Source organism: Candidatus Nitrospira salsa (assembly GCF_965152625.1).
Map to the genome: position 1 here is coordinate 204,788 of NZ_CBCUCO010000005.1, position 24,864 is coordinate 229,651.

Here is a 24,864-nt window from a genome sequence, read left to right on the forward strand (position 1 = left end):
CATGCGCAGACCATTCATGAGGTACCTCAATACCATGCTGTCAAAGTGGATGTAAAGTCATAAGTTTTCTGTAGATCTTGCGTTTATTTACAACCTAACTTAAAATTGTTTTGGTTCGTATTGTTGTCCAATAACCAAGGAGTATTCATGCTTCGCACAATGCGAGAGGGATCGCAAAAACATCCCTGGATTCTCTGGTCGATTCTTATCGCGATCACCGTCACCTTTGTGATCGTCGGAGCGTGGGATTACGAAGGGTCTTCGTCAAATGCCGTCGCCGAGGTCGGACCGTATAAAGTGTCCCTTCAAGAGTATCGTCGCACCTATGACAACTACTATAGTTTCTATCGTGATCAGTTGAAACAAGAAGACATTGATGAAGAACAAATTAAACAGTTAGCGATTAATGGCCTCATTGATGCCAAATCATGGACGCTCGTGGCTGAAGAGCTTGGACTCGTGGTGTCACAAGAAGAATTACGAAACTCAATCGTCGCACAAAAAGAGTTTCAAAAAGACGGACAATTCGACTCGCAATTTTACCAGCGCGTGCTTGCCAATAATCGAATGACGCCGGGGCAATTTGAAAGCCAACGGAAAATTGAACTTCTTCGAGATAAAGCTCGCCTGCTCGTGTCGGAATCGACCACGCTCACACCGACAGAACTCAAAGAAGTGGAAGAACTTGCCAAACGTCAAGCCGGGGAAGGAGAAGAACCGGACGCAACAACCACCGAACGAATTCGGCTCCAATTTCTTCTACAGAAAAAACAACGAGCCCTTCAAGCCTTTCAAACTGCTTTGCGCTCAAGAAATAATATCGTTATTCACGACCAACTGCTCTGATGCAGAGCGTCTCTCGTTGCTCGTCGTTCGCAGGAAATGTTTCTGAATTGGTTCTTACGAGATACGATTCACGCTTGCGCGCCGAAGCGCTACAGCGCACAGGCACGAGCAACGAGCGACGCTACTGAATGAGCATCGCATCACCATAGCTATAAAATCGATAACGCTCCTTCACAGCATGTTCATAAGCCGCTCGTGATTGCTCTAACCCGGCAAAGGCGGCGATCAACATGAGGAGGGTGGTCCCCGGCAAATGAAAATTCGTCATCAGAGCATCAACCACTTGGAAACGATAACCAGGCGTTACAAACAAATTCGTCTGTCCTTCCTGCGCACAAACACTTCCCGCTGCATCGACCGCCGACTCTAAACTCCTCGTCACCGTCGTCCCTACCGCCACAACCCGTCCACCAGACTGCTTCACACGAGCAATCGCTTGAGCTGTGGCTTCTGATATGTGGAACCACTCAGGCTCCATGCGATGCTCCTCAACCTTTGATACCGTCACGGGCCGAAATGTCCCCGACCCGACATGCAGCGTAATATGAGCCACATGGATATGTTTCTCAGTTAAGGCCGTGAGTAATTGCGGCGTAAAATGCAATCCTGCCGTGGGAGCTGCAATCGCTCCTTCAGCATGAGCAAACATGGTTTGATAATCTTCTCGATCAGCATCCGTCGGTTGACGTTTGATATAGGGCGGCAGCGGCATCTGGCCAACATGTTGTAACAACTCAGGTCCCGATAGAGAACTCATGATCGACACAACGGTTCGATCCTGACTCCGCTCCTCAACAACGGCCTCAGCATCTCCTTCTAGACGAATCCGTTGACCAACACGCACTTTGCCTTTTAACAGGACTTCCCATTGACTAAGACCAAAAGACCGAAGCACCAGTAACTCAATTTTCCCGCCGCTGGGCAGCTTGGTGCCGAATACGCGAGCGGGAATCACGCGCGTATCATTTACCACGACTAAGTCGCCAGGCTGCAACACATTGGGGAGATCAAAAATATGAGAGTCACAGTACGTTCCCTGCGCCTTCGGGACGATCAACAATCTTGCATGATCACGAGGACGAATTGGATGAGAAGCAATCAGCGACGGATCGAATGGAAATTGGAAGTCAGTAAGCTGCATATTCTCAAGCAACGTACTAACGAGTTAATGAAGAAGAGGGGGAGACAAATTCACTTGGGACAGTGCCGACAACTCTGTTCCCGGATAATAGTATCGTACAATGGCTTCATGCGAATATCCTAATTCAGCCATTTCCTTCATACCCCACTGACACAATCCCACACCATGCCCAGAACCTTTTCCCACTAAAACCAGTTCTCGACCCATATGTTCAATCTGAAATTGTGTGCTGAGAATCGTGGAATACCCTGCCACACGACGAAAATCCTGTCCACGAAGAATGAGTTGGCCTTGAGAATGCAATATCCGGATGCGGTCAATTCTTCCGGACGGCGTCAGGCTAAACGGAGTAATAGTGGCTATCGTGCCAACAGGATAGTCGAGCTTCCGAAACTGACGCTCTAACGTTTCCAGTGAGACCGCGGCCCGCCAACGATACCGAGGAGACAAATCATCAAATGGACATTCCACGCCTTTCAAGTAGGGCACGTCAACATTCCACACATAGGAGGCATCTTCGGTTGGACCTGCCGCCGTTGATGAATAGGCCGCAAGGATGGGATGCCGATCATAGGTAATCACTTGCCCTCTTGTACTTCGAATCGCGGCTTCAACCTTCGCATTAACCTGGCCTTGACCTTGAAAGACCTGATCTTGAACACTTGAGACCACATCGTACGGTTGTTGCTGATTCATCATTTTTTTATATAACACATAGGTTCGTGCCGCTACAGCTTGCGCTTTTAATGCCTCAGCGTGCCAACTCGTATTAATTTCACCTGTCACCACCCCAGCCACATAAGTTTCAACATCAACTTCATTGATGACCAGGAGCTTGGCCTGTTGCTGTTGGATTTCCACTCGGCCGTTTAATAACCATTTCCGAGTGGTCCTTCGAGGTGAACCGCCTGGGACGGATGACTGAACAGACAGCGCTAAATGGCCCCGAGAGCCCCGAACAAACACCTTCTTAAATGCGAGTCGACGTCCATTAATGTTTAACCCGCCTCGTTCTGACTTAACGACCAAAGATTTGGATTCAATGACACGTGGACCAGATGGGAATCGAAGTGTGATTGGATGGGACGACGAGATCACCACACGTGTGGCAGTGTCAGCTAAAGCAACACGAATGTTTTCGGAAGCAAAACTTGACGTTGGCCAAATGAAACAGACACCACAGATGAATCCAATGGTCCATGCCTCAAGACCAATCAGATGTTTCTTCAAACCTGAACCGCACGTCTCATCATTCACCCCCTTTTACCCTCAGCAATCACGACATTAACGCTTCATAAAAAGATACACAAGAAAGCTGCCCACCACACTAATCAACACACTCGTCGCAAGCGGAAAGTAAAAGGTAAAATTATCGCGTTTAATCAGAATATCCCCAGGTAACCGCCCGAGCCATCCACTTCCCGCCAGAGGCCACTTACTCAACAGGATGAACAGCACACCAAGAGCCACAATCGAAAGCCCCATCAGCACCAACAGTTTTCCTAGTCCACTGAAATCCATACGCTTCTCTCACCGAATGAGTTCCTCGGCAATTTGCACGGCATTCAACGCAGCACCTTTTCGAAGATTGTCCGCGACCACCCATAAATTCAATCCATTGGCGATCGACTCATCTTCTCGCACACGCCCCACATAGACCGCATCGGTTCCTGCGACATCTTTTTGAAGTGGATAGATCTGATGTGAAGGATCGTCATAAACTTGAACGCCTGGGGCTTCAGAAAGTATGGCCCGAGCCTCATTGGCCGTTAAGCGCCCTTTAGTTTCAATGTTGATCGATTCAGCGTGACTGACAAATACCGGTACCCGCACCGTGGTCGCGGTCACTTGGATCATCGCATCTTCCATAATCTTTTGTGTCTCATTGACCATTTTCATTTCTTCTTTGGTATAACCAGACGGCAAAAACTCATCAATATGGGGAAGACAATTAAAGGCAATATGATGGGGATAAACCGTTGACTTGGATTCCTGCAAACTCATGAGTTTGCGAGATTGGTCAGCCAGTTCTTCCATGGCATCTTTGCCCGTACCCGAAACGGACTGAAAGGTCGTCACGACCACCCTTTTAATGCACACCGCTTTATGTAACGGCTGTAACGCCATCACCATTTGAATCGTCGAACAATTCGGATTAGCGATGATTCCATTATGCCACTCAAGCGCATGGGCATTAACTTCCGGAACCACCAAAGGAACTTGCGGGTCCATACGCCAGGCAGAACTATTATCCACCACGATCGCTCCGGCATCAACGGCGAGAGGCGCAAATTCTTTGCTCGTGTCAGCGCCGGCAGAAAAGAGGGCAATATCAATTCCTGTGAATGAATCTTTTTCTAAAAGTTTGACCGTGAGGTCTTCACCATTAAACGAGACGGTTTCACCGGCAGAACGTGCTGAAGCCAGGGGAAGGACCTGATCAACGGGAAACTTCCGCTCTTCAAGAATGCGCAGCATTTCGGTGCCCACCGCACCAGTGGCTCCAACAACCGCGACGTTATAGGCTGACTTTTTCTTCATAAACCATTTATCTTTCTAGCAATTGAGTGACATAACTACGCCTCGCACACGACGCAGGAAACCAAAAAATCTATTTTAATTGTAGTATGTTGTCCCACTTTCATCATTCAAAAACGAATCAATCAGAGGAAAGACTGAAGGAATAATTACCATGGTTGTCGTCAACGATGGCTCCAACCTTCACACACAACCCACATTATGGGAAAAAGAAAACCGTTGAACCCTCATGAAAATATTCTGTGGATCATCCTTACACGACAATCATACGAATACGATGATTAAAGGTATCCGCGATAGCAATATTCCCGTTCTGATCAACCGCAACACCAAAAGGGAAATTGAGGCTACTTTTTTGAGGAAGATCGCCATCACCCGAAAATTGAGCTACTCCCGCCCCAGCCACGACCGTCATCGTGTTTTCAACAGGGTCCCACTTTCTGAGCAAGTGGTTATCAGAATCCGTAATTAATAAATGTCCATTCTGATCAAAGGCAATGCCATAGGGTCTGGCCACGGATAGTTCTCCCTCGTTGGCACCAGGCTGATAACTAAAGGCCTGTCCATTCCCCAAAACGGTTTCAATGCTTCCTGACTCCAAGTTCACCTTACGAATTCGATTGTTAAATGTATCGGCGATTAATAAATTTCCGTCTGCATCTAAGGCTAACCCGCTTGGCCCGGAAAGACCGGCTTCAATCGCAGGCATGTCATCACCGTTATAGATGGCCTCACCCATACCGGCCACGGTAGTAATCACCCCAGTTGTCGTATCAATCATACGGATACGGTTATTGCTCTGATCGGCAACAAACAGTCTGCCTTTTCCATCAATCACCAATGCCACCGGCTCGTTCAAGGTGGCGGCTTGAGAAGGTCCGTCATCGCCCGTCCATTTGGCCCTCCCGGTTCCCGCAATGGTCTGGATCTTCCCTGTCAGTGGATCAATTTTTCGAATACGATGGTTCAGGGTGTCCGCAATATACAAAACCCCAGTCCCATCAATAGCAATTCCTGAAGGAAAGTTCAGCTTGGCCTTTGGCGCTGGTCCTCCATCGCCATCAAAACGCGTTTCTGTTGGCGCTTTTCCTCCCCAATATCGAACTGTCCCGCTGAGATCGGGAGTATGCTCATACGCACCAGCCGGGTTATCAGCTAAATCAGCCAACAAATCTTCAGGTTCAGCCGATGTCTCGGTTGCGACAGCCTCCGGGACAACAGTCGTTTGCTGACATTCACTCACATCTCCTGCAATCGTCGAAATGAGACCGTTCTTGCCATCAATTTTCCGAATCACATGATTTTCAGAATCAATCACATAGAGATTACCCAGATGATCAAAGGCCACATTTTTCGGTTCATTCACGGACGCCTTGGTCGATGCGCCTCCGTCACCTGCTCCACCTGGTTCACCAATCCCAGCAATCGTTCCAATGTGTCCAGATTGTATAGAATCAATCATCTTATAACCGCCCTAAGTTCTGAAGAATGGTCTCGCCCATTTCCTTCGTTCCCAAAAGCGTTGTGCCCGCACCTTCAATATCTTTCGTGCGAAAGCCTTGATCGAGCGTTATCTGAATCGCCTGTTCAATCAGTTCCGCCTCTTTGGAAAGATCAAAGGAATAATTCAACATCATGGCCACCGATGCAATCGTTCCAATAGGGTTCGCCATATTCTTCCCGGCAATATCGGGAGCGCTGCCGTGTATCGGTTCGAACATGCCCACGCTCGAGCCAATACTCGCTGAGGGCAGCATGCCAATGGACCCAGTGAGCATCGCCGCTTCATCACTGAGAATATCACCAAACAGATTCGTGGTGACGATCACATCAAACTGCTTCGGATTTCGCACAAGCTGCATCGCACAATTGTCAACGTACATGTGGCGGAGTTCCACATCAGGGTAACTTTTATGCACCTCGATCACGACTCGCCGCCAGAGTTCAGAGGATTCAAGTACATTGGCTTTATCAATAGAGGTGACGAGACGGCGGCGTTTCTGAGCCGCTTTAAACGCCACGTGAGCAATCCGCGTAATTTCTTCCGTGGTATAGACCTCGGTATTCACGCCTCGATGACCCGTTGGAGTTGTTTCGATCCCCTTTGGTTTTCCGAAATAAATTCCTCCCGTCAGCTCCCTGACAACCAGCACATCAATGCCGTCAATCACTTCAGGCTTGAGCGTTGAGGCTTGAATCAATGCCGAATAAATTTTCGCCGGACGTAAATTGGCAAAAAGCCCAAGCTGTTCTCGAAGCCCCAACAAGGCCCGCTCCGGACGACGCTCGTAGTCTAAGCCTTCCCACCTTGGTCCTCCCACCGCACCCAACAACACGGCATCACTCTCTTTGGCTAACGCCAAGGATTCTGGCGGCAAAGGAATCCCTGCCGAATCTATGGCAGCTCCACCCACCTGCGCATACTCACACGCAAACGCATGACCAAAACGTGCCCCAATCGCATCTAAGACTCTGACGGCTTCTGGAACAATTTCTTGTCCAATTCCATCACCTGAAAACACCGCAATTTTTTTCTTCATTGTCCTCGCCTCAACCCAATAAATCCATAAATAGTATTAACACAGCGGAACCTTTTGTTCAGCACGCGCATGTCGTTCCATCAGCGACATCAACTTATTGAGCGCATTCAAGTAGGCATACGCCGATGCCACAATAATATCCGTATTGGACCCGTGTCCCGTCACTAGTTCCCCATTTTCTTCAACGCGAACAGACACTTCACCTTGCGCATCGGTTCCACCAGTAATGGCTTTCACAATGTAGGCTTTTAATTGACTCTTTGTTTCGGTCAAGCTGGCAATGACTCGATACACGGCATCAACCGGACCATCGCCCGTGCCTGATTGTTGAACAATGTTTCCGTCGACTTCAAGTTCCACCATTGCCGTTGGTTCTTGTCCCACTCCGCTCTTGACCGATAGCCCTTTCAGGACATACCGTTCTGGAACACGAATGGCCGCTTCCGAGACGATCGCCTCAAGATCTTCCTCAAATAATTCCTTCTTTTGGTCCGCTAAGCGCTTAAAACGATCAAAGGCTTCATTCACCTCTTGATCAGAAAGTGTATAGCCCAACTTCTGCAGTTCCTCTCGAAACGCATGTCGCCCGGATAATTTTCCCATCACCAAACGACTGTGGGTTAATCCAATTGATTCCGGCTGCATGATTTCGTACGTATTCTTTTCCTTGAGAAGACCGTCTTGATGGATGCCGGACGTATGGGCAAAAGCATTGGCTCCCACGATAGCCTTATTCGGCTGCACGACCATTCCGGTAATTTTGCTCACCAGACGACTACTCTTTGAAATTTCTTCAGTCAAGATTTGCGTGTCAGCATCATAAAAATCTTTTCGGGTTCTCAATCCCATGGCAATTTCTTCGAGCGACGCATTCCCAGCCCGCTCACCAATGCCATTAATCGTACATTCCACTTGTCCAGCTCCGGCATAAATCGCTGCCATAGAATTCCCGACAGCCAACCCCAAATCATTATGGCAATGAACGGAGATAATCGCCTTGTCGCTATTGCGAACACGCTCTCGAAGCGTTCGAATAATATTGCCGAATTCCTGCGGAGTGGTATAGCCCACGGTATCGGGAATATTCACGGTCCCAGCCCCCGCCTCAATCACAGCTTCGACCACTTCACATAAGTACGAAAGGTCAGATCGTGTGGCATCCATTGGGGAAAACTCAACATCATCGACATAACTTCTGGCATGTTGAACCATTTCGACCGCTCGTATTCTGGCTTCATCACGCGTCATGCGAAATTGATGTTTGAGATGAATATCCGACGTCGACAGAAACGTATGGATCCGGCGCTTGGGTGTACCCTTGAGGGCTTCCCAGGCTCGATCAATATCTTCTGGTTTTGCCCGTGCCAAGCTGCAAATCACGGGGCCTTCAACTTCTTGACCAATCCTCGTAATGGCTTCAAAATCACCTGGAGAACTAAAGGCAAATCCAGCTTCAATAATGTCGACATTGAGCCGGGCAAGTTGTTTTGCCACCAGGACCTTTTCCTCAATATTCATACTCGCGCCAGGAGATTGCTCTCCATCCCGCAATGTCGTATCAAAGATCCTGATCAACCGTGCCATAACCCATACCTCCTATTTTACCTACATTGAGCAATTGTATATGGCGACCTGCACCAATCCCTTGCGCGCCAGCAATTTTAAAAAGCCTCGACAGACCAAAGAGTCTGCCTGCATTTTTTAAAACCCCTGGCATCACGAGGTCCTAGAACATCTCATCCACAAAAATCGCTCAATGTAGGTATGAAAAAAAGCCTTCCTCCCGATCGGGACGAAGGCTAGTTATTTCACCCAGGCACCCGATCGAACTTACACTACACTTTTCCTAGAAGAAAAAGACATTGACTCACAGACATCAACACGACCTGAGACCTTAAGAATGTACAGAATTTCAGACTCACTTTACGTTTCCTTGGATTCCTTCAGAGTGTCCTTGACTCCAGTCGAGTTCTTCTGTCGACGAAATGTTTTCGAAAGTGCTTGATAACCTTGATCAACCAAACCTGAAAGCGCATAAGTTCCGAAGAGCACTAATAACATGAGCTGCGGATAAGCTAAGACCGCCATTAACACAAGAATCGCATACACCAAATAATTGAAATGATGACTTTCACGAAACTTGAGATCTTTGACACTTCGATAATTGATCGTGCTCACCATCAAAAATGATAACACCAAGCTCAAAACCAACCCGAAAATTGGCCGGATGGCATCGCCTAAGGGAAGAACATGATGATCAAAGATCACAAGAGATGCAATGACACCAGCAGCTCCTGGAATGGGCAGTCCCGTAAACGCCTTACTATCATTTGATGCCGCTGATACGTTGTACCGTGCAAGCCGTAACGCACCACACGCCACAAAGGCAAACATGACGGCCGCTCCCAGCATAGTCGGAGTGTTCAACGCCCAGGCATAGATCACGAGCCCCGGAGCCACACCAAACGAAATCAAATCACCCAAGGAATCGTACTGCAACCCAAATTGGCTGGTACTCTTCATGAGACGGGCAGAAGTGCCATCTAAGGTGTCAAACACAATCGCAACAAAAATCGCGATAGCCGCCGCCTGAAAGTTCCCGTCAAAGACAAAGAGGATCGACGCCAATCCGCTAAACAGGTTACCGGTTGTGAGAAGATTAGGGATGAGATACACCCCCCGTCGCCGTTTAGGTTCTTTTATAAATGATCCACGCATGCTTGTGTCTTCTTTAAAAATTTTGTCATGGTCTTGTTGTGACTCACGTATTTTACCAAAATAATGGTCTGAGAGAAGTGGTGTCCTCTTTATATGCAACTATCAGTACGCTAGGCTAATTCCGCTAGGATTGACGACCCGCCTTTCACTCGATCGCCTGTTTTGACAATAACCTGACTTTCTTCAGGTAAATATAAATCCATCCGTGAACCAAATCGAATCAACCCAAACCGGTCACCCTTGGCCACACGTTCACCCGGGGTCGCCCAACAGACAATTCGCCGGGCAATTAGGCCAGCGACTTGAACGCACAGGACCTTCTTGCCATCAGACCGTTGAATCATCAACGCATTTTGCTCATTTCGTATCGTCGCATCAGGCTTACTGGCCGGGATAAACTGGCCAGGCTGATAGGCCACATCACAGAGGACCCCCTCACAGGGCACTCGATTGATGTGGACATTAAATATATTGAGAAAAATACTTATCCTGATACTTTGAGCTTTCAGAAATCGTGACTCATATTCTCGCTCAACCGCCACGACCAACCCATCTCCTGGAGACACGATCAGCTCATCGCCTGGTGGAATGACACGAGCCGGATTACGAAAAAACCAAGCGCAATAGCTCGCAAGTGCTCCCAATGCCAAGGCAGGTCCCATCCAACCCACGACACCTGCCGCCACGGCCGGCGCTCCGGCCCCTAAAACAAAGGGAACCCCTTCGCGAGCAATCGGTATTCCCCCAGCACGATCAGCCAATGATTGTATCTCCCACCTTCACAGAGAGGTCACACAAGACCGATCAATTTTTACTTTGGTCAACAAGTTTATCTTTTTGCAGCCAAGGCATCATTCCTCGAAGTTTTTGTCCGACTTCTTCAATGGGATGGTCTTCGCCCTTCCTCAAAAGCGCATTGTAGACAGGTCGATTCGCCTGATTTTCTAACACCCACTCTCGTGCAAACCGTCCGCTTTGAATTTCAGACAAAATCCGCTTCATGGTCTTTTTAGTTTCAGCCGTCACAACTCGCGGCCCTCTCGTGACATCGCCATATTTGGCCGTGGTGCTAATCGAGTACCGCATATTCGCAATGCCGCCCTGATAAATCAGGTCGACGATCAATTTCACTTCATGCAAACATTCAAAATAGGCCATTTCCGGAGAGTAGCCCGCTTCGACGAGTGTTTCGTAGCCAGCTTGAATCAAAGACGTAAGTCCACCGCATAATACCGCTTGTTCACCAAACAAGTCCGTTTCGGTTTCTTCTCGAAAATTCGTTTGAATCACACCGGCTCGAGCCCCACCTATGGCACTCGCATATGCCAACCCAACTTTTGTCGTGTCGCCACTGGGATCTTGATGGACGGCCAAGAGACAAGGCACTCCGCTACCGTTAGAGTATTCTGAACGAACAAGATGTCCTGGCCCTTTCGGCGCGACCATAAACACGTTGGTTTTTTCTGTTGGTTGAATTTGACCAAAATGAATATTAAATCCATGGCCAAAAGCCAGATACGCCCCATCTTTCAAATTCGGAGCAATATCCTTTTCGTAGATCGCCGCTTGAGATTCATCCGGGGCCAAGATCATTACCACGTCCGCATCTTTCACGGCATCAGCCGTCGGCATCACTTTCAAGCCAGCCGCTTCAGCCTTTCGCCAAGACGAGCCTGGTCGCACACCCACGACAACATTGACCCCGCTTTCGTGTAAATTCAAAGCATGGGCATGCCCCTGGCTGCCAAAGCCGACAATCGTCACTTTTTTCTTTGAAATGTCTTGTTGATTTGCATCTTTCTCATAGAAAATATTCATAACGGACTCCTAAAACATACAAGAGGGTTGGGCCATATTCTCCGAAAATAATCAGGCCGGAGATCGTTGAAATGCTACGTGTCAGTTCACTTTGGCAAGTGGCCGGGATTGAGCACTCGCGGTGCGAGTCGGCTCTCGTCCAATAGCGACCCTGCCCGTTCGAACCAGTTCTTTAATGCCGAGCGGTTGAAGGAGATTAATAATCGCTTGGACTTTTCGGACATCGCCAGTCACTTCAATGGTGTAAGACATCGGCGAGGAATCAACAACATTAGCTCGAAAAATATCGGCAATGCGAAGAGCCTCGGCACGATCTTCTGGACGGGTATGCACTTTTATGAGGGCTGTCTCTCGTTCAACATATTCACTTTCACTAATATCAACAACCTTGATGACGTCAATGACTTTATTTAATTGCTTTAAAATTTGCTCAATAATTCGCTCTTCCCCAGTTGTCACAATGGTCATCATCGAGATGGACGGATCAAGAGTCGGCGCAACCGAAAGACTTTCGATATTAAAACCACGTCCACTGAATAACCCGGCAACACGAGACAGCGCACCAAATTTATTTTCTATCGTGAGAGAGATGATATGTTCCATATGCGAATAAACCTATGATCGTGTTTCTAAAGTGTGAGGGATATCATCAGCTTTGCATGGCTTAAATCAAAAAGAATCGTCAGGAAAGTCGACGTTCTTTGCCAAGATGACTCGAGGCACGGCTTTAGGCCGTTAAGATTGGATCTTTGCCTTGCTGAGTTTTTTTCTTGCCAGTCGGTTGAGGTTTCTTCAAATCCGGCGGGTCAGCCAACAGCATTTCATGATTACTTCCGCCAGCCGGAATCATCGGATAACAATTCTCATATTGATACACCGGAACATCGATCACGACCGGTCGATCAATGGATAAGGCTTCTTGAATCCCAGCATCCACCTCACTGACTTTTTCGATTCGTACACCTGCGGCGCCGTAGGCTTCGGCTAACTTCACAAAATCAGGATGTTGGTCAAGATAACTGGAGGCATAACGACCTTCATAAAACAGATCCTGCCATTGACGAACCATCCCATGAAATCGATTATTGATGACAAAGATTTTCACAGGCAATTTCTCAATCACAGCGGTCGCCAGTTCTTGCGTGTTCATTTGAAAACTACCATCTCCGGCGACGCAGAGTACTAAGCGATTTCTAAACGCAGCTTGAGCTCCCATAGCGGCGGGGAATCCAAACCCCATGGTCCCGAGCCCCCCTGATGTCAACCACGTCCGCGGACTGGGTAATTTAAAGAACTGAGCTGTCCACATTTGGTGTTGCCCAACGTCTGTCGAAACAATTGGATCACGCCCTTCCGTCAGCTTGTACAACCGTTCAATCAGATACTGCGGTTTTATCTGGCCTTCCAGATCCTGGTCGTAGTGTAAGGGATGCTCAGTTTTCCATTTCTGGAGTTGATCCCACCAAGGTTTCCGGAGATCTCGTTGATTGCCATTGACCGTCGCTCGAAGAATCGTATTCAGTTCCTCCAAGACTCGTTTACAGTCGCCTACAATAGGAATATCAACGTGAACATTCTTCCGAATGGAGGTTGGATCGATATCAATATGAATGACTTTGGCTTGAGGACAAAACTCGGAAACCTTTCCAGTCACACGGTCATCAAATCGAGCACCAACAGCAATCACCAAATCTGAATAGTGCATGGCCATATTGGCGACATAGGTTCCGTGCATACCCAACATGCCGAGGGAGAGCGGATGGTTTCCAGGAAACCCGCCCAATGCCATCAATGTCATATCGACAGGAATCTGAGTCATCTCGGCCAATTCGAGCAACTCTTTGGAGGCACCTGAAAACACCACGCCTCCACCAACATACAAGATGGGACGCTTAGCCTTTGTGATCGCTTCAGCCGCTTGCTTAATTTTCCACCGACTGCCCTCATAGGTGGGACTATAGCCCCGAATCGCGACAGAGTCAGGATACTTAAAGTCCGCTTTGTCCATGGAAATATCTTTAGGGATATCAACCAAGACAGGGCCAGGGCGACCGGTCGACGCAATATAAAATGCTTCCTTAATGGTCACCGCTAAATCATTGACATCCTTCACCAAGAAATTATACTTGGTACATGGACGACTCAGACCAATATTGTCAGCTTCCTGAAAGGCATCATTCCCAATCAGCGCAGTCGGCACTTGGCCAGAAAACACGACGATAGGAACAGAATCCATATAGGCATCAGCAAGAGCAGTAATTACATTCGTCATCCCAGGACCGGAAGTAATCAGCGCAACGCCAGGCTTCCCCGTCGCCTTTGCAGACCCGACGGCCATAAACCCGGCTCCTTGCTCATGACGAGTGAGAATCACTTCAATATCTTTTTGTTGGTGCAGCACATCGAAAATCTTGAGGACCACACCGCCTGGTAAGGCAAAAATGGTTTTCACGCCTTCGCGTTTCAATGACTCAAGAAAAATTTCAGCACCTGTCAGTTGCATGATGACTCACCCTCTTGTTATGGACTCCCTCACGTCGGAGCCTGCGTGTGTGTTTAATGTAAGGTCTACTGCGTAGAAAAATACTCAGGATTTAATCATGAGTTTAATAGACTTTGTTAAGTATTTGATGAATATGGCATGATATTCTTCCTCTATTTGACAAGTCAACAACCATTCTAACATGGAATAGCCATCCAACCAACTGTTTCAGGTAATTCATCCATGCCTCTCCAGCCGATCGTCTACCCATAATGTTTGAAGACGAACTTGACGAATTCACGCGAAAACACCTACGACGCCAGCTCAAAACCGTCAACTCTGCGACTGCCCCCACCATCACGATCGACGGAAAACCTGTTATCCAACTGGCCTCCAATAACTACTTAGGCCTGGCCAATCACCCTGAAGTCAAAGAAGCCGCGATCCAGACCATACAACACTATGGAGTGGGATCAGGAGCTTCACGCCTGATTTCAGGCACACAAACCCCACATCACGGACTGGAAACCGCTCTCGCTCACTTTAAAGCGACAGAAGCCGCCCTGACCTTTGGTACCGGATACAGTGCCAACACAGGGATTATTCCCACATTAGTCGGATCACAAGACCTTATTCTTGCTGACCGTCTTTGCCATGCCAGCCTCATCGATGGGTGTCGAATCAGCCAAGCCACCCTTCGAGTCTTTCATCACAATGATACGACACATCTCAAACAACTCCTCGAAAAACGATCTGGAGCACAGAAAACGTTGATTATCACGGAAGGGGTTTTCAGCATGGATGGAGACATCCCACCGCTTCCAGAAATCGTAAACCTGGCCAGTGACTTTCAAGCTACCTTGTTAGTTGATGACGCGCATGGCACGGGAATCATGGGAAAACATGGACGTGGCATTGTCGAACATTTTGAGATAGATCCCAATGTGCTCATTCAAATGGGGACTCTCAGCAAAGCCTTGGGCACAATCGGCGGATACGTGGTTGGTTCTCGCTCATTGATTGATTACCTTATTAATACAAGCCGCTCATTCATCTATACGACCGCACCTCCGTCTTCTATGGCCGCAGCAGCCCAAGCGGCCATCAACATTATCCAATCTGACCCAGACCGTCGAACACGGCTCTGGCAAAATCGCGATCAACTCTATCAAGGGCTTAAGGCCATGGGCTTTCAACTCACTAACACCCAAAGCCCCATCCTTCCCATTATCCTGAGTGATCCTCAACTCGCAGTATCGATGAGCACAAGATTGCTAGAACACGGAATCTACATTCCCGCCATTCGACCGCCTACTGTTCCGAAAGGCACAAGTCGTCTTCGGCTCACCGTGACCTCAGAACATACGTCTGCCCAAATCGAAACAGCTCTGACCGCACTTGATCTGATCAAGAAGGAATTAGGCGTGAAGGGATAGACGAAATAGTTCAGGTTCAACAGAATCTGCTTACTTCATAAAAATCTAGTGTGAATAACGTATCGATCCTCTCTTTTTAACCATCTCGAAGCGTCCCCCTATACGTGTCATTTGTGCATGGTAAAATCAGTCAAGTTCTAGACATTTCATAGGCATAGACTAGCTGCTCTATGCATTCACTTGATGGAGAACACCATGCCCTATCGCACGTTCTGGTTTTTATGTTTAGCCGTGCTGCTTCTACCAGCCGTGACAGCCGCTCAGAAGACAAGCCTGACTGAAGCAGATCAACTCCCAATTTCGAAAGTCGTTCTCTATACAAGCGGCGTAGGGTATTTTCAACATGATGGAACCGTCCAGAATCAAACGGACATTCAACTTCCCGTTCAAGTCAACGATATTAACGATCTGCTAAAAAGTCTGGTTGTTCAGGATTTTGACGGCGGGACCATTTCATCCATTCAATATCAATCTCAAGACCCGCTGGCGAAAACACTGAGTTCGTTTAGTCTCGATCTTTCCAATCATCCAACCTTGGGACAACTCCTCATTCAATTACGAGGAGAACCCATTCATCTCACGACCCCAACGCCGATTACTGGAACGATCGTCGGGGTCGAGAAAAAAAATGAATGGAAAGAGACCGGAACGGGTTCGCAGCACATTGAAGTGGAATACCTGAATATTCTGGCGAGCGGAAGGTTGCGGTCCATACCGCTTCCCCTCATCCAGGACATTGAGATCGTGAATCACGCCCTCAACAAAGAACTGCAACAAGTCTTGGGCGTCTTATCCCAGAGTCACGACCGGCAGAAAAAAACAATCGCCATCACATTCGAAGGAGAGGATGAACGGCGAGTACGAATGGCCTATCTCAGAGAAACGCCAGTCTGGAAAACGTCGTATCGATTAATTCTTCAGGATGATGATGAACCATTCCTGCAAGGATGGGGAATTATCGATAACACCACGGATCACGATTGGGATCAGGTGCAGCTCTCGTTAGTCTCAGGACGACCCATCTCATTCATGATGGATCTCTATCAACCACTCTACGCACCCCGCCCGTTCGTTAGATCAGAATTGCATGCGGCTTTAAGACCTCAAACACATGGAGACAATCTTTCCATGGAAACTGAAATAAAAGAAGAAAGTCGGATCGGTTCACGTAAAAGTCGCACAAAAGCCAAACGATTTAACGACAACCAAGCCCTGCGCCAAGAAGACCAAGAAACCATGATGGGCCTTGCTGCTCCCGCACCAGCAGAATCACGAATGGGGGCGGACTGGAATCTTCGGCAAGGCGTTCAGGCCGCCGCCCAAGGACAGGAAACCGGCGAACTATTCAGCTACGTGATTCAAGCACCAGTGAGTATTCCACGACATGGATCCGCCATGCTGCCCATCCTCAATCAAGCTGTCACCGGAGAAAAACTGTCACTCTATAATTCGACCACTCACGCCAAACATCCGCTACAGGCATTCAGACTCAAAAACATCACTGACCTGTCCCTCATGCAAGGACCCATCACCGTATTTGATGACAATGCCTATGCCGGAGATGCACAAATGAAAGATTTAGCTCCCGGACAAGATCGACTCATCAGCTATGCCTTGGATCTGACCACCGAAGTCCATCGAAAACCGATTCCACTCGCACAAGAACTCGTCTCCGCAAAACTCCGAAAAGGCGTGCTCATCGCCACACGAAAAGCACTCAATACTACGACGTACACTATTATCAATCGTAGTCAGAAACAAAAAACTGTGCTCGTCGAACACCCCTACCGCTCTGACTGGAAACTCGTCAACACCCTCACGCCAGTCGAGCAAACACGAAACATGTATCGATTTGCCATGACCGTTGATACTGGAAAAACAGAATCGTTAACCATTCAGGAGGGGAAATCACTTGAAGAAACTGTGAGCCTCATCACTTCTGGACACGACATCATCGGCGTCTATCTAAAGGCTCAACAGGTAAGCGCCGATGTGAAGACCGCACTTGAACGTGTTGTCGAACTACGTCAGCAACTCTCGCACACACAAGACGCCCGCCAACAACACGAGTCTCGAATCACGAACATTGCCAAAGACCAAAAACGAATTCGGGACAACATGAACCGCCTCTCCCGACAAAGTCAGCTATACACGCGATATGTCAAAAAACTCCACGCGCAAGAAACGGAACTTGAAACGATTCAGCAAGAGATGGACGCTCTGGTCAAAAAAGAAATCTCTCAGAAGCAGACGCTTGAAGAGTATGTTATGGGCTTGGCAATTGGGTGACAGCTAAAAAACGCGACTGGAATTTCTCGTGAAAAAGAAAAATATCTTCGGGGCATTACTCAGACGAAAGATCCGCATCAAAGGTCCCAGCAAGTTTCTCAACGCCTTTGCTCGCTGCTTTCCGTCATAAAAAGTACATACGAACAAGTAAAAACAAGTGCAGAGATCATTATTATGTAACAAAGGATTTGAGAGATAATTCAGAAGACTGGTTCAATACTGAACTATTCCGCGACTATTCATAAAGACGATATGAGGCCGCAGGCATGGGGCAAGGTTTCTGACCTCTTCGGCTTCGTTGTGCCTAACCGGACGGCTCAGGAAGGGCTTGTCCAATGTATAAGCCTACGCACGAGCCCACATAACCGGCTACGTTTGTGAATTATGCAACGATGCCAATCTTGATAATGTTTGTTAAAGCTCAACGCAGGCAAAGACCTACGATGATTTCAGAGGGAATTCAATAATGATGCCCCCCATGACATCATTGAGCTTGTAGTTACTCCTCGGACTGAGCGAGTGTTCATTATAACAGGTTACGCAGGTTTCAGAGACTGCTCTATCCGCATAGATCGCTTTAAAGAGGGGACCGGTTGGCTGATTGATCGTACTCGTCTGCACTGTACTTGGATCATCCGACACCGCCTGCAATCCTGTTCGTTCAATATCGTTGACCGGCCCATTGGTTTTATCAATAGGCCACAAACTCGCTAGACGGTATTTCAGGCCAGCTCCCTTCCTTTCCACCTCCAGCCCTGCAAACTGAAGCATTTGAGCTGGAAGGGGAAGCTTGTCCTTCTCAGCCCAGTCTTCTGCCACCAGGTCTTTTCCATGATGCTTCATTCTTTCCACCACGAGGGAAGCATAGAGGGTCCGGTCTGCTTCAATGATCGCGTGAACATAACCTGCAACCACTTTTGGGTCAACACAGGCCTCGCCACCTGCTTCTTTTGTTCCTGAGGAACAACCCACATACGCGATCAACACGATGCCAGCAAAAATGGTTCGCCACAAGAAACCTGTTTTGATCATGACAGCACCTCCTTTGTAGGTACCCTCAGTAAAAAGAGAACGCCCCTGTACTGCCGATGAGGAAGGGAATATTTCCCAACCTTCCTGGCTGGTCTGGGCTTCTTCTCTCACCTTGTGAACAAAACACAAAAGCCCTCCAGGCACAGAAACCTGTCGGGCTTTCTAAGGAAGTCATGTGATCGATCTTGTCTGTTCACGTCAGTCACCCCATGGTTAAACCCTGGCGGAAATCTGTGAACGGGTTAAAGTCTACGCCTCTGTGGCAACCTAGTCAACAAGATCATTTGCGAGGTTCGCTGTAAAGAAAGCTCTCAGAATCAGGCACTTGAAGAATATGTCTTGGGGTTATAAGTTGGCTAACAGAAATGTGAACTCAGCCTTGTCGCTTATCGAGATATAACCAGCGGGGAGTCACGATCAGCAGGATAGAGTAACCAAACGACGGGTCAAAACATATTACAGAAACTTGAAACCGTTCGCCTCATCGCCTGTCAATCATTCGCCTAATTTACGAGTCTGGGGTAGAGGCCCGTTTTTTGATTTGCAATCGATTTTCAACTGCCGAGGCTCCGGCTTCAAACGCTTGCTGTTCGGCAATCACCCGTTGCGGAGCATGTTCGACTGAGCCATTCAAGATGGCCGTTCCATCCTTCACCGTTGCCACGATATCTTGCTCTGAGAGATAGGGATTCCACCACACTTGATTTTCAATATCTAGTTGGATGTCTCCATCCGTTTTTTCTTCTTCTCGAGTCGCAAATTCGATTTTATTCTGCAAAGCATGTACGCCCCGGATACGTGATGACACATTTTCAGCCCGATGACGTTCGTAAATCGAATCCACGGTTCCAGTCAGGAGAGCCGTTCCCTTCCGGACAGCCACCGACAGCGGAAACCTTGCCAGAACCGGATCATGCTTAAAAGCATTCTGAATACGAGTACGGATGACTTGATCAGTCATGGAGGAACTGGTTTGAACCGTGAGTTGATTCTTCACGGCACGAACCCCAACGGTATGCTGCACATCCTCTTCCGCTTCCCGTTTGATGGACAGAAACGGCACCGTTCCCTTGAGGGTCACAATTCCGTGTTTGACCGAAACGCGAATGTCGAACAAGGCCAGACGAGGGTCATAGGCCAAGACACGATGAATGGCATCAGTGATACCCTCATCCGTTGGGGTGGGACGATGGGAACGAATCATGGGGTCATCAGTCCCTCGCATGACTTCAACTCCATTGATCTGCACGTCCCGAACACCTGACACCCGAGAAAGCTCTGCGATCCGATGTTTTTCATACACGCTTCGCACACGACCACTCAACGTCACTACACCATCCTGAACGCTCACCTTCACTAATTCAGGTCTTTCAACCCATACATCAAATTGATATCGACGCACAATTTCTTTCCGAATGACGGAGTCCGTTCTCCCTTCAACCAAATGAACGGTCAGCGCATCTCGAACAGCCTGAACACCTCTCACCATTTTCGCGACACTCAGGGCTGACTGCTTCTCCTGCCACGATTGTAACTGACCTTTTAGGGTGACGACCCCTCGCTTTACCGAGATGTCAAGATTTTTCAACTCAACCACAGGATCTTCACGAAACTGATGTTCCAGCTGTTCCTGAATCGTCGAATCTTTCGTCTTGCCCACTGGGCCAACGGAGATACGATCGATCACACCACGGACCCCTCGGATCACCTGAGCCAATTCACCAGCGCGTTCCTGTGCCCATAAGCTCTCGGCCGTACCTTTGAGCGTGGCCACCCCCTCATGGACCGAAACCTCGATAGCAGAAAATAGCCGGCGGCTGACCCGCGAAAACTTTTTCTTGATAGCTACCGTTATTCGCGCATCATCCACAGTGCCAGGACGCTCTGCTTCCCTCACAGTGGGACGAGAGTCGATCTCAGCGTCAGGAATATCAATACTCGTATCGTCCACCCGTTCTGAGGCAAACCCAGGAGAACTACCAAGGCACACAACAGCCACGAATGCAAGAAATTGGAAGCGGAAGTGCATACGTTTAACCATCCTAAAAATGAATAAGGGGGTGATCATCTACATTATAAAGAGAAAAGTTGATAAAACCAGTTGATAAATGACACATCTTCAACAAAAAAATGTCTCAACTCGAGGATCAATTCGAACCACACGCAATCCTCAGATGATGATCTTCATTCAATTCATGAGTCACGCGAACTGTTCGCGACTGCCCACCAACAGTCCTGACTGTTAACGTTAAAGCGTCCAGGGTGGGCTGAACAGCCTGAACAAACCAGGCGCTCAGGCTTTTCCACGTGCTGTTGGTGAAATAAAAATTCATGCAAATGCGGCCGCCACATGCCCTGGTGTTCCAACACCAGAATTTAAAAAAAACAGCCAACGTGATAATCTATATAAGAAAAGCCGACGAGAGAGTAAAAGAAATCTATGACCAGTACTCAATATCCCTAAGCGAAGGGTATCCCGTATGACAATCAATGTCGGTGACTTTGTCGTCTTTACGAAATCAAAAACATCGTCTCAGCCCAGTCCGCGCGCGCAAGAAATCTACCCCGCCCAGCATGGAGAAACCTATTCATACACGATTAACAAGTTTTGGAAAGTGATCCAGGTCTTTGATGACGACACGATCGAAATCGAAACACGCCGGGGGAAACGGCATCGACTGGACAAGAATTCCCCCTTGCTACGCAAGGTCACACTGTGGGACCGGTTGAGATTCCGGGACCGGTTGTTTTAAGGCCAGGTCAAACAGACTCGACAAGCTTACCATTCCTCTCTGACACTTACTTCGACCTCTCATCTCTTCGGTCGTACCACTTCCAACAGAACAGGAGAGACCATCATACACTCTCCTCGGGGTCTCGTGACACTAGAAACATTGTCTTAGTTGAGCATTTGTGCCGAACCCACTTTCGACTCAACAGGGCCCGCAATAACCAACTGCCCCCGCATGATCGGATGCAATTCACAATGATAGGGATAGCGGCCAGGTGCAAGACCTTGGACAGAGAAACTGCCGTTAGGCGGTACTGCTCCGGAATCAAAAAGACACGGACCTTCTTTGTCACAACCATCATGCCGGACCGTATGAGAGGAAGCGGTGGGATTATTCCAATGTATAGGAGTTCCCGATTGGATAGTCGCCTCAAATGGACGATAATAGGGAGCCCAACTTTCCATATGAATACTGACAGGCGTGGAATGCATTTGTCCAAACCCCATACCATAAATCAGAAACAGTATACCAAGTCCTAACAACGTTGTTAGCAATTTTCTTTGCTGAACCATGACCATATCTCCTTTATATGACGCGTCGCATTTACAGAAGAATGTGACGCTATCAACTCACCTTAACGATATTATACTCCTCAAGGTCGTAAGAATTCGATTCACCTAATAACCAACTCTCATAAAAAATCAGTGAAAACTTCGTGAACATACATAAGTTTTCCATAAAATTCACACTCCTCAGGATCGCAACCGGCATCAAAAAATGAATGAAGGTGAACCCCAATAATAACTCGACTCTGCCCCTTTCACATGTCCTCTCAAAAGACTGAAACCGACAGGCTATAGACTGTGACAAGAAGAAGCCGTCCTGACAAAGGGAAGAAACGGTATCACGCTTCCCTCAGAAGAGAAGGGGTCTAGGTGGCTTCAGCATTGAAGCGATACCCCACACCTAGATCAGTCAAGATAAATCGGGGTTTAGCAGGAGTTTTTTCAATTTTATTTCTTAACTGCCTCACAAGAACGCGAAGGCTTTGCGTGTCGTCTTCGTGCCCAGGACCCCACACAGCAGAGAGCAACATTCGGCGGGTGAGGACTCTCCCAGCGTTTTGTACCATATATTTCAGAAGTTCGTATTCCATCGGTGTCAGCTTAATTGGTTCACCACTCAAATGTAATGCACGACGTTCAAAATCGATTTCGAGGTCACTAAAAGTGAGAACAGGGTTGACGTCCTTAGAACCGACAACCCGACGCAACACTGATCGAATCCTCGCGATCACCTCCTCAGTACTAAACGGTTTCGTGACGTAATCATCAGCCCCATGTTCTAAGGCTTCTACTTTTATTTTATCATCTCCAATGGCTGAAAGAAAAATGATGGGGAGCGTTGACCACTTTCTAATTTTTTGAGTAAGTTCTAGGCCATCCATGCCAGGCAAGAGTAAATCAATAATCGCAACATCGGCAGGTCGCTGTTGTAACAGATCCAGCGCCCGCTCCCCGCTCTCGGCCGCGATCACCGTAAAGCCCCGTTCCTCCAAACTCAATTCTAAACATCGTCGAATTTCCCGCTCGTCATCGACGACTAAAATTCTTGCCCCCTTATTCATCATGAGCCCCATCCGATTCAGTGGTAGAAGATGACACACGGTCTTGAGACTGAGCATGCAATGGCAGCGTAAACGAAAAACATGTGTGTAAGTTCACAGTTGTCTCCACAGTAATGGTTCCGCCATGAGCCTCAATGAGGCTTTTACAAATCGCCAGCCCTAACCCAGTCCCTCGAATATGACGCTCTCCTCTGGAACGAACGCGATAAAACCGATCGAATATTTTCGACACCTCATCCTTGGGAATACCCTCCCCAACGTTCGACACATGGACTTCCACAGAATCATTCACCCGCCACGCCTTTAACCCAATTGCAGAACCCCTCATCGAGTATTTCAGCGCATTTTCTAAAAGATTAATAAGAATCTGTTGAATTTGAATCCCGTCAACAAACAATGGAGGCAAATCATCCTCTAAATCCAAATGTAGCTCTCGTTGCTCGAGATGTTTCCCCAGAACACCAATAGCGCCCTCAATCAAGTCTTCCAAAAGTTCCCAGTCGCGTTTGGGCTTCAATATTCCAGCCTCGATTCGAGACATATCTAAAAGATTTTCGACCAACCGGGATAAGTGATCAATTTCTTGATGAATGGACTGAACATACTCACCTCGAGGACTCGGCATGACTTTGATCGACGAGTCAAAAGCCCTGGAAACCATGGCCTTAATCGAAGTAAGTGGAGTTCGAAGTTCATGCGAAACCGAAGACAACAATGCCGATTTGAGCGTATCGTTTTGACGCAATGCATGAAGAGTCTGGACTTCACTTTGACGTAAATCTTCTTGAATTCTTTGCCGCGCAAGAATCTCACGCTCTTTTTCTTTATTCGCCCTCAATACTTGTAGGGCCAGCAACATTCCAAGCAACCCGACGAGACACACAACCACGACCTGCCACTCGACCATTATCGTCACTTTGGCGCGTGACTCCGCAGCAAGCATCTTCACCGCATCATCCGTGACGTTGTGGAGCGTCACATTGAGACTGCGCAGTTCATTCAACACTTTTTGATATGACGGACTAGTTAGCTCTAACTCTAAAAACACATCAGCCTTATTGGTCAAGGTCTCAATCAATTGTCTTTGCTCTTCCAGCTTCTCTCTAATCGCGTCAGTGGGAGCCGGCGGCAAATGCGCCAGAGTTTTTGTATCAAGATTACTAACCGCCTCTCCCCCATTCGTCAAAGCATCTAATGTTTGCTGAAGAAGTAAACGAGTTGCACGATAATTCGCTGTGCCCCCCTGTGAAACCAACAGGACTTGCATCAAATGTCTCGTATTGAGCATCCGCTGTCGTCCTGCAAGATCAATGATGACCGCATCAGACCTTTGGCTTTGAAATGTGATATATGTGAAGGCGAGCATACACGCCATGGTGATCACATACAGCGTAATAATCCAGGCAAACCCTACACGTAAACCTAAATCGTGTTGCCAAAATGATTGCCACTGAAAATGTTTCATACGTATCGTATTATAGTACTTTTTTGATGCGTCGACTGATATATCTAGGTGCGTAATAGCTCGGCACTCATGGAATAGGGACACAGACGACTCGTCACCTTTCACAGGGGAGTTCATCGATGAAGAGTAAATTGTAGTAAAAATTCCGGCCGGCCCCTCATTCTTTGTCTTAAAATGACATACGGAATCATTGAAATGTT

At 47.9% G+C, this 24,864-nt stretch carries 22 protein-coding genes; 4 read left to right on the top strand and 18 right to left on the bottom strand.

Annotated features, from left to right (window positions below; genetic code table 11):
* Window positions 1–147 precede the first annotated feature (147 nt).
* Window positions 148–846, top strand: a complete 699-nt coding sequence (locus ACWQXP_RS21425) for a SurA N-terminal domain-containing protein (RefSeq protein ID WP_454064921.1) — start codon at window positions 148–150, stop codon at window positions 844–846.
* Window positions 847–967: 121 nt separating this feature from the next.
* Here the strand turns inward: ACWQXP_RS21425 and queA are convergent, their stop codons facing one another.
* The 13 genes from queA to ilvB form a co-directional block, all read right to left on the bottom strand.
* On the bottom strand, window positions 968–1,987 hold the full coding sequence (gene queA / locus ACWQXP_RS21430) for a tRNA preQ1(34) S-adenosylmethionine ribosyltransferase-isomerase QueA (protein WP_454064922.1): 1,020 nt from the start codon (window positions 1,985–1,987) through the stop codon (window positions 968–970).
* A 24-nt stretch (window positions 1,988–2,011) separates the two neighbouring features.
* Window positions 2,012–3,244, bottom strand: a complete 1,233-nt coding sequence (locus ACWQXP_RS21435; protein ID WP_454064923.1) for a SpoIID/LytB domain-containing protein — start codon at window positions 3,242–3,244, stop codon at window positions 2,012–2,014.
* A 27-nt stretch (window positions 3,245–3,271) separates the two neighbouring features.
* Window positions 3,272–3,508, bottom strand: a complete 237-nt coding sequence (locus ACWQXP_RS21440; RefSeq protein WP_454064924.1) for a DUF2905 domain-containing protein — start codon at window positions 3,506–3,508, stop codon at window positions 3,272–3,274.
* A 9-nt stretch (window positions 3,509–3,517) separates the two neighbouring features.
* On the bottom strand, window positions 3,518–4,528 hold the full coding sequence (locus ACWQXP_RS21445) for an aspartate-semialdehyde dehydrogenase (RefSeq protein WP_454064925.1): 1,011 nt from the start codon (window positions 4,526–4,528) through the stop codon (window positions 3,518–3,520).
* Between the two features lie 250 nt (window positions 4,529–4,778).
* Entirely contained in the window at window positions 4,779–5,987 is a 1,209-nt protein-coding gene (locus tag ACWQXP_RS21450; RefSeq protein WP_454064926.1) for an NHL domain-containing protein, read from the bottom strand.
* 1 nt (window position 5,988) lies between these two features.
* Entirely contained in the window at window positions 5,989–7,065 is a 1,077-nt protein-coding gene (gene leuB / locus ACWQXP_RS21455; RefSeq protein WP_454064927.1) for a 3-isopropylmalate dehydrogenase, read from the bottom strand.
* 36 nt (window positions 7,066–7,101) lie between these two features.
* A complete protein-coding gene (locus ACWQXP_RS21460; protein ID WP_454064928.1) occupies window positions 7,102–8,649 on the bottom strand; it encodes a 2-isopropylmalate synthase in 1,548 nt (515 codons plus the stop codon).
* Entirely contained in the window at window positions 8,624–8,782 is a 159-nt protein-coding gene (locus ACWQXP_RS21465) for a hypothetical protein (RefSeq protein WP_454064929.1), read from the bottom strand. Before ACWQXP_RS21465 ends, ACWQXP_RS21460 begins: the two co-directional genes overlap by 26 nt.
* A gap of 206 nt (window positions 8,783–8,988) precedes the next feature.
* Window positions 8,989–9,783: a CDP-diacylglycerol--serine O-phosphatidyltransferase gene (gene pssA / locus ACWQXP_RS21470; protein ID WP_454064930.1), complete on the bottom strand. Its 795-nt coding sequence runs from the start codon at window positions 9,781–9,783 to the stop codon at window positions 8,989–8,991.
* 110 nt (window positions 9,784–9,893) lie between these two features.
* Entirely contained in the window at window positions 9,894–10,544 is a 651-nt protein-coding gene (locus ACWQXP_RS21475) for a phosphatidylserine decarboxylase family protein (RefSeq protein ID WP_454064931.1), read from the bottom strand.
* A gap of 43 nt (window positions 10,545–10,587) precedes the next feature.
* Window positions 10,588–11,601: a ketol-acid reductoisomerase gene (gene ilvC, locus ACWQXP_RS21480; protein WP_454064932.1), complete on the bottom strand. Its 1,014-nt coding sequence runs from the start codon at window positions 11,599–11,601 to the stop codon at window positions 10,588–10,590.
* A gap of 81 nt (window positions 11,602–11,682) precedes the next feature.
* Entirely contained in the window at window positions 11,683–12,204 is a 522-nt protein-coding gene (gene ilvN / locus ACWQXP_RS21485; protein ID WP_454064933.1) for an acetolactate synthase small subunit, read from the bottom strand.
* A gap of 124 nt (window positions 12,205–12,328) precedes the next feature.
* Entirely contained in the window at window positions 12,329–14,104 is a 1,776-nt protein-coding gene (gene ilvB / locus ACWQXP_RS21490; protein WP_454064934.1) for a biosynthetic-type acetolactate synthase large subunit, read from the bottom strand.
* Window positions 14,105–14,355: 251 nt separating this feature from the next.
* Between ilvB and bioF the strand changes: the two genes are divergently transcribed.
* Both bioF and ACWQXP_RS21500 read left to right on the top strand, forming a co-directional pair.
* Complete coding sequence (gene bioF / locus ACWQXP_RS21495; protein WP_454064935.1) at window positions 14,356–15,519, top strand: 8-amino-7-oxononanoate synthase; 1,164 nt, start codon at window positions 14,356–14,358, stop codon at window positions 15,517–15,519.
* A 195-nt stretch (window positions 15,520–15,714) separates the two neighbouring features.
* Window positions 15,715–17,808, top strand: a complete 2,094-nt coding sequence (locus tag ACWQXP_RS21500) for a hypothetical protein (protein ID WP_454064936.1) — start codon at window positions 15,715–15,717, stop codon at window positions 17,806–17,808.
* Window positions 17,809–18,246: 438 nt separating this feature from the next.
* Here the strand turns inward: ACWQXP_RS21500 and ACWQXP_RS21505 are convergent, their stop codons facing one another.
* Window positions 18,247–18,840 (bottom strand): Tll0287-like domain-containing protein, encoded by a 594-nt coding sequence (locus ACWQXP_RS21505; protein WP_454064937.1) that lies wholly within the window; start codon window positions 18,838–18,840, stop codon window positions 18,247–18,249.
* 508 nt (window positions 18,841–19,348) lie between these two features.
* A complete protein-coding gene (locus ACWQXP_RS21510; protein ID WP_454064938.1) occupies window positions 19,349–20,869 on the bottom strand; it encodes a BON domain-containing protein in 1,521 nt (506 codons plus the stop codon).
* 451 nt (window positions 20,870–21,320) lie between these two features.
* On the opposite strand from ACWQXP_RS21510, the gene ACWQXP_RS21515 reads away from it, so the two are divergent.
* Window positions 21,321–21,593, top strand: coding sequence for a hypothetical protein (locus ACWQXP_RS21515; RefSeq protein WP_454064939.1), 273 nt, complete (start codon window positions 21,321–21,323; stop codon window positions 21,591–21,593).
* Between the two features lie 146 nt (window positions 21,594–21,739).
* On the opposite strand, the gene ACWQXP_RS21520 is transcribed toward ACWQXP_RS21515, so the two are convergent.
* The 3 genes from ACWQXP_RS21520 to ACWQXP_RS21530 form a co-directional block, all read right to left on the bottom strand.
* Window positions 21,740–22,144 (bottom strand): cupredoxin domain-containing protein, encoded by a 405-nt coding sequence (locus tag ACWQXP_RS21520; protein ID WP_454064940.1) that lies wholly within the window; start codon window positions 22,142–22,144, stop codon window positions 21,740–21,742.
* 359 nt (window positions 22,145–22,503) lie between these two features.
* Window positions 22,504–23,202, bottom strand: a complete 699-nt coding sequence (locus tag ACWQXP_RS21525; RefSeq protein WP_454064941.1) for a response regulator transcription factor — start codon at window positions 23,200–23,202, stop codon at window positions 22,504–22,506.
* Window positions 23,192–24,664, bottom strand: a complete 1,473-nt coding sequence (locus ACWQXP_RS21530; RefSeq protein WP_454064942.1) for an ATP-binding protein — start codon at window positions 24,662–24,664, stop codon at window positions 23,192–23,194. Before ACWQXP_RS21530 ends, ACWQXP_RS21525 begins: the two co-directional genes overlap by 11 nt.
* Window positions 24,665–24,864: the final 200 nt, after the last annotated feature.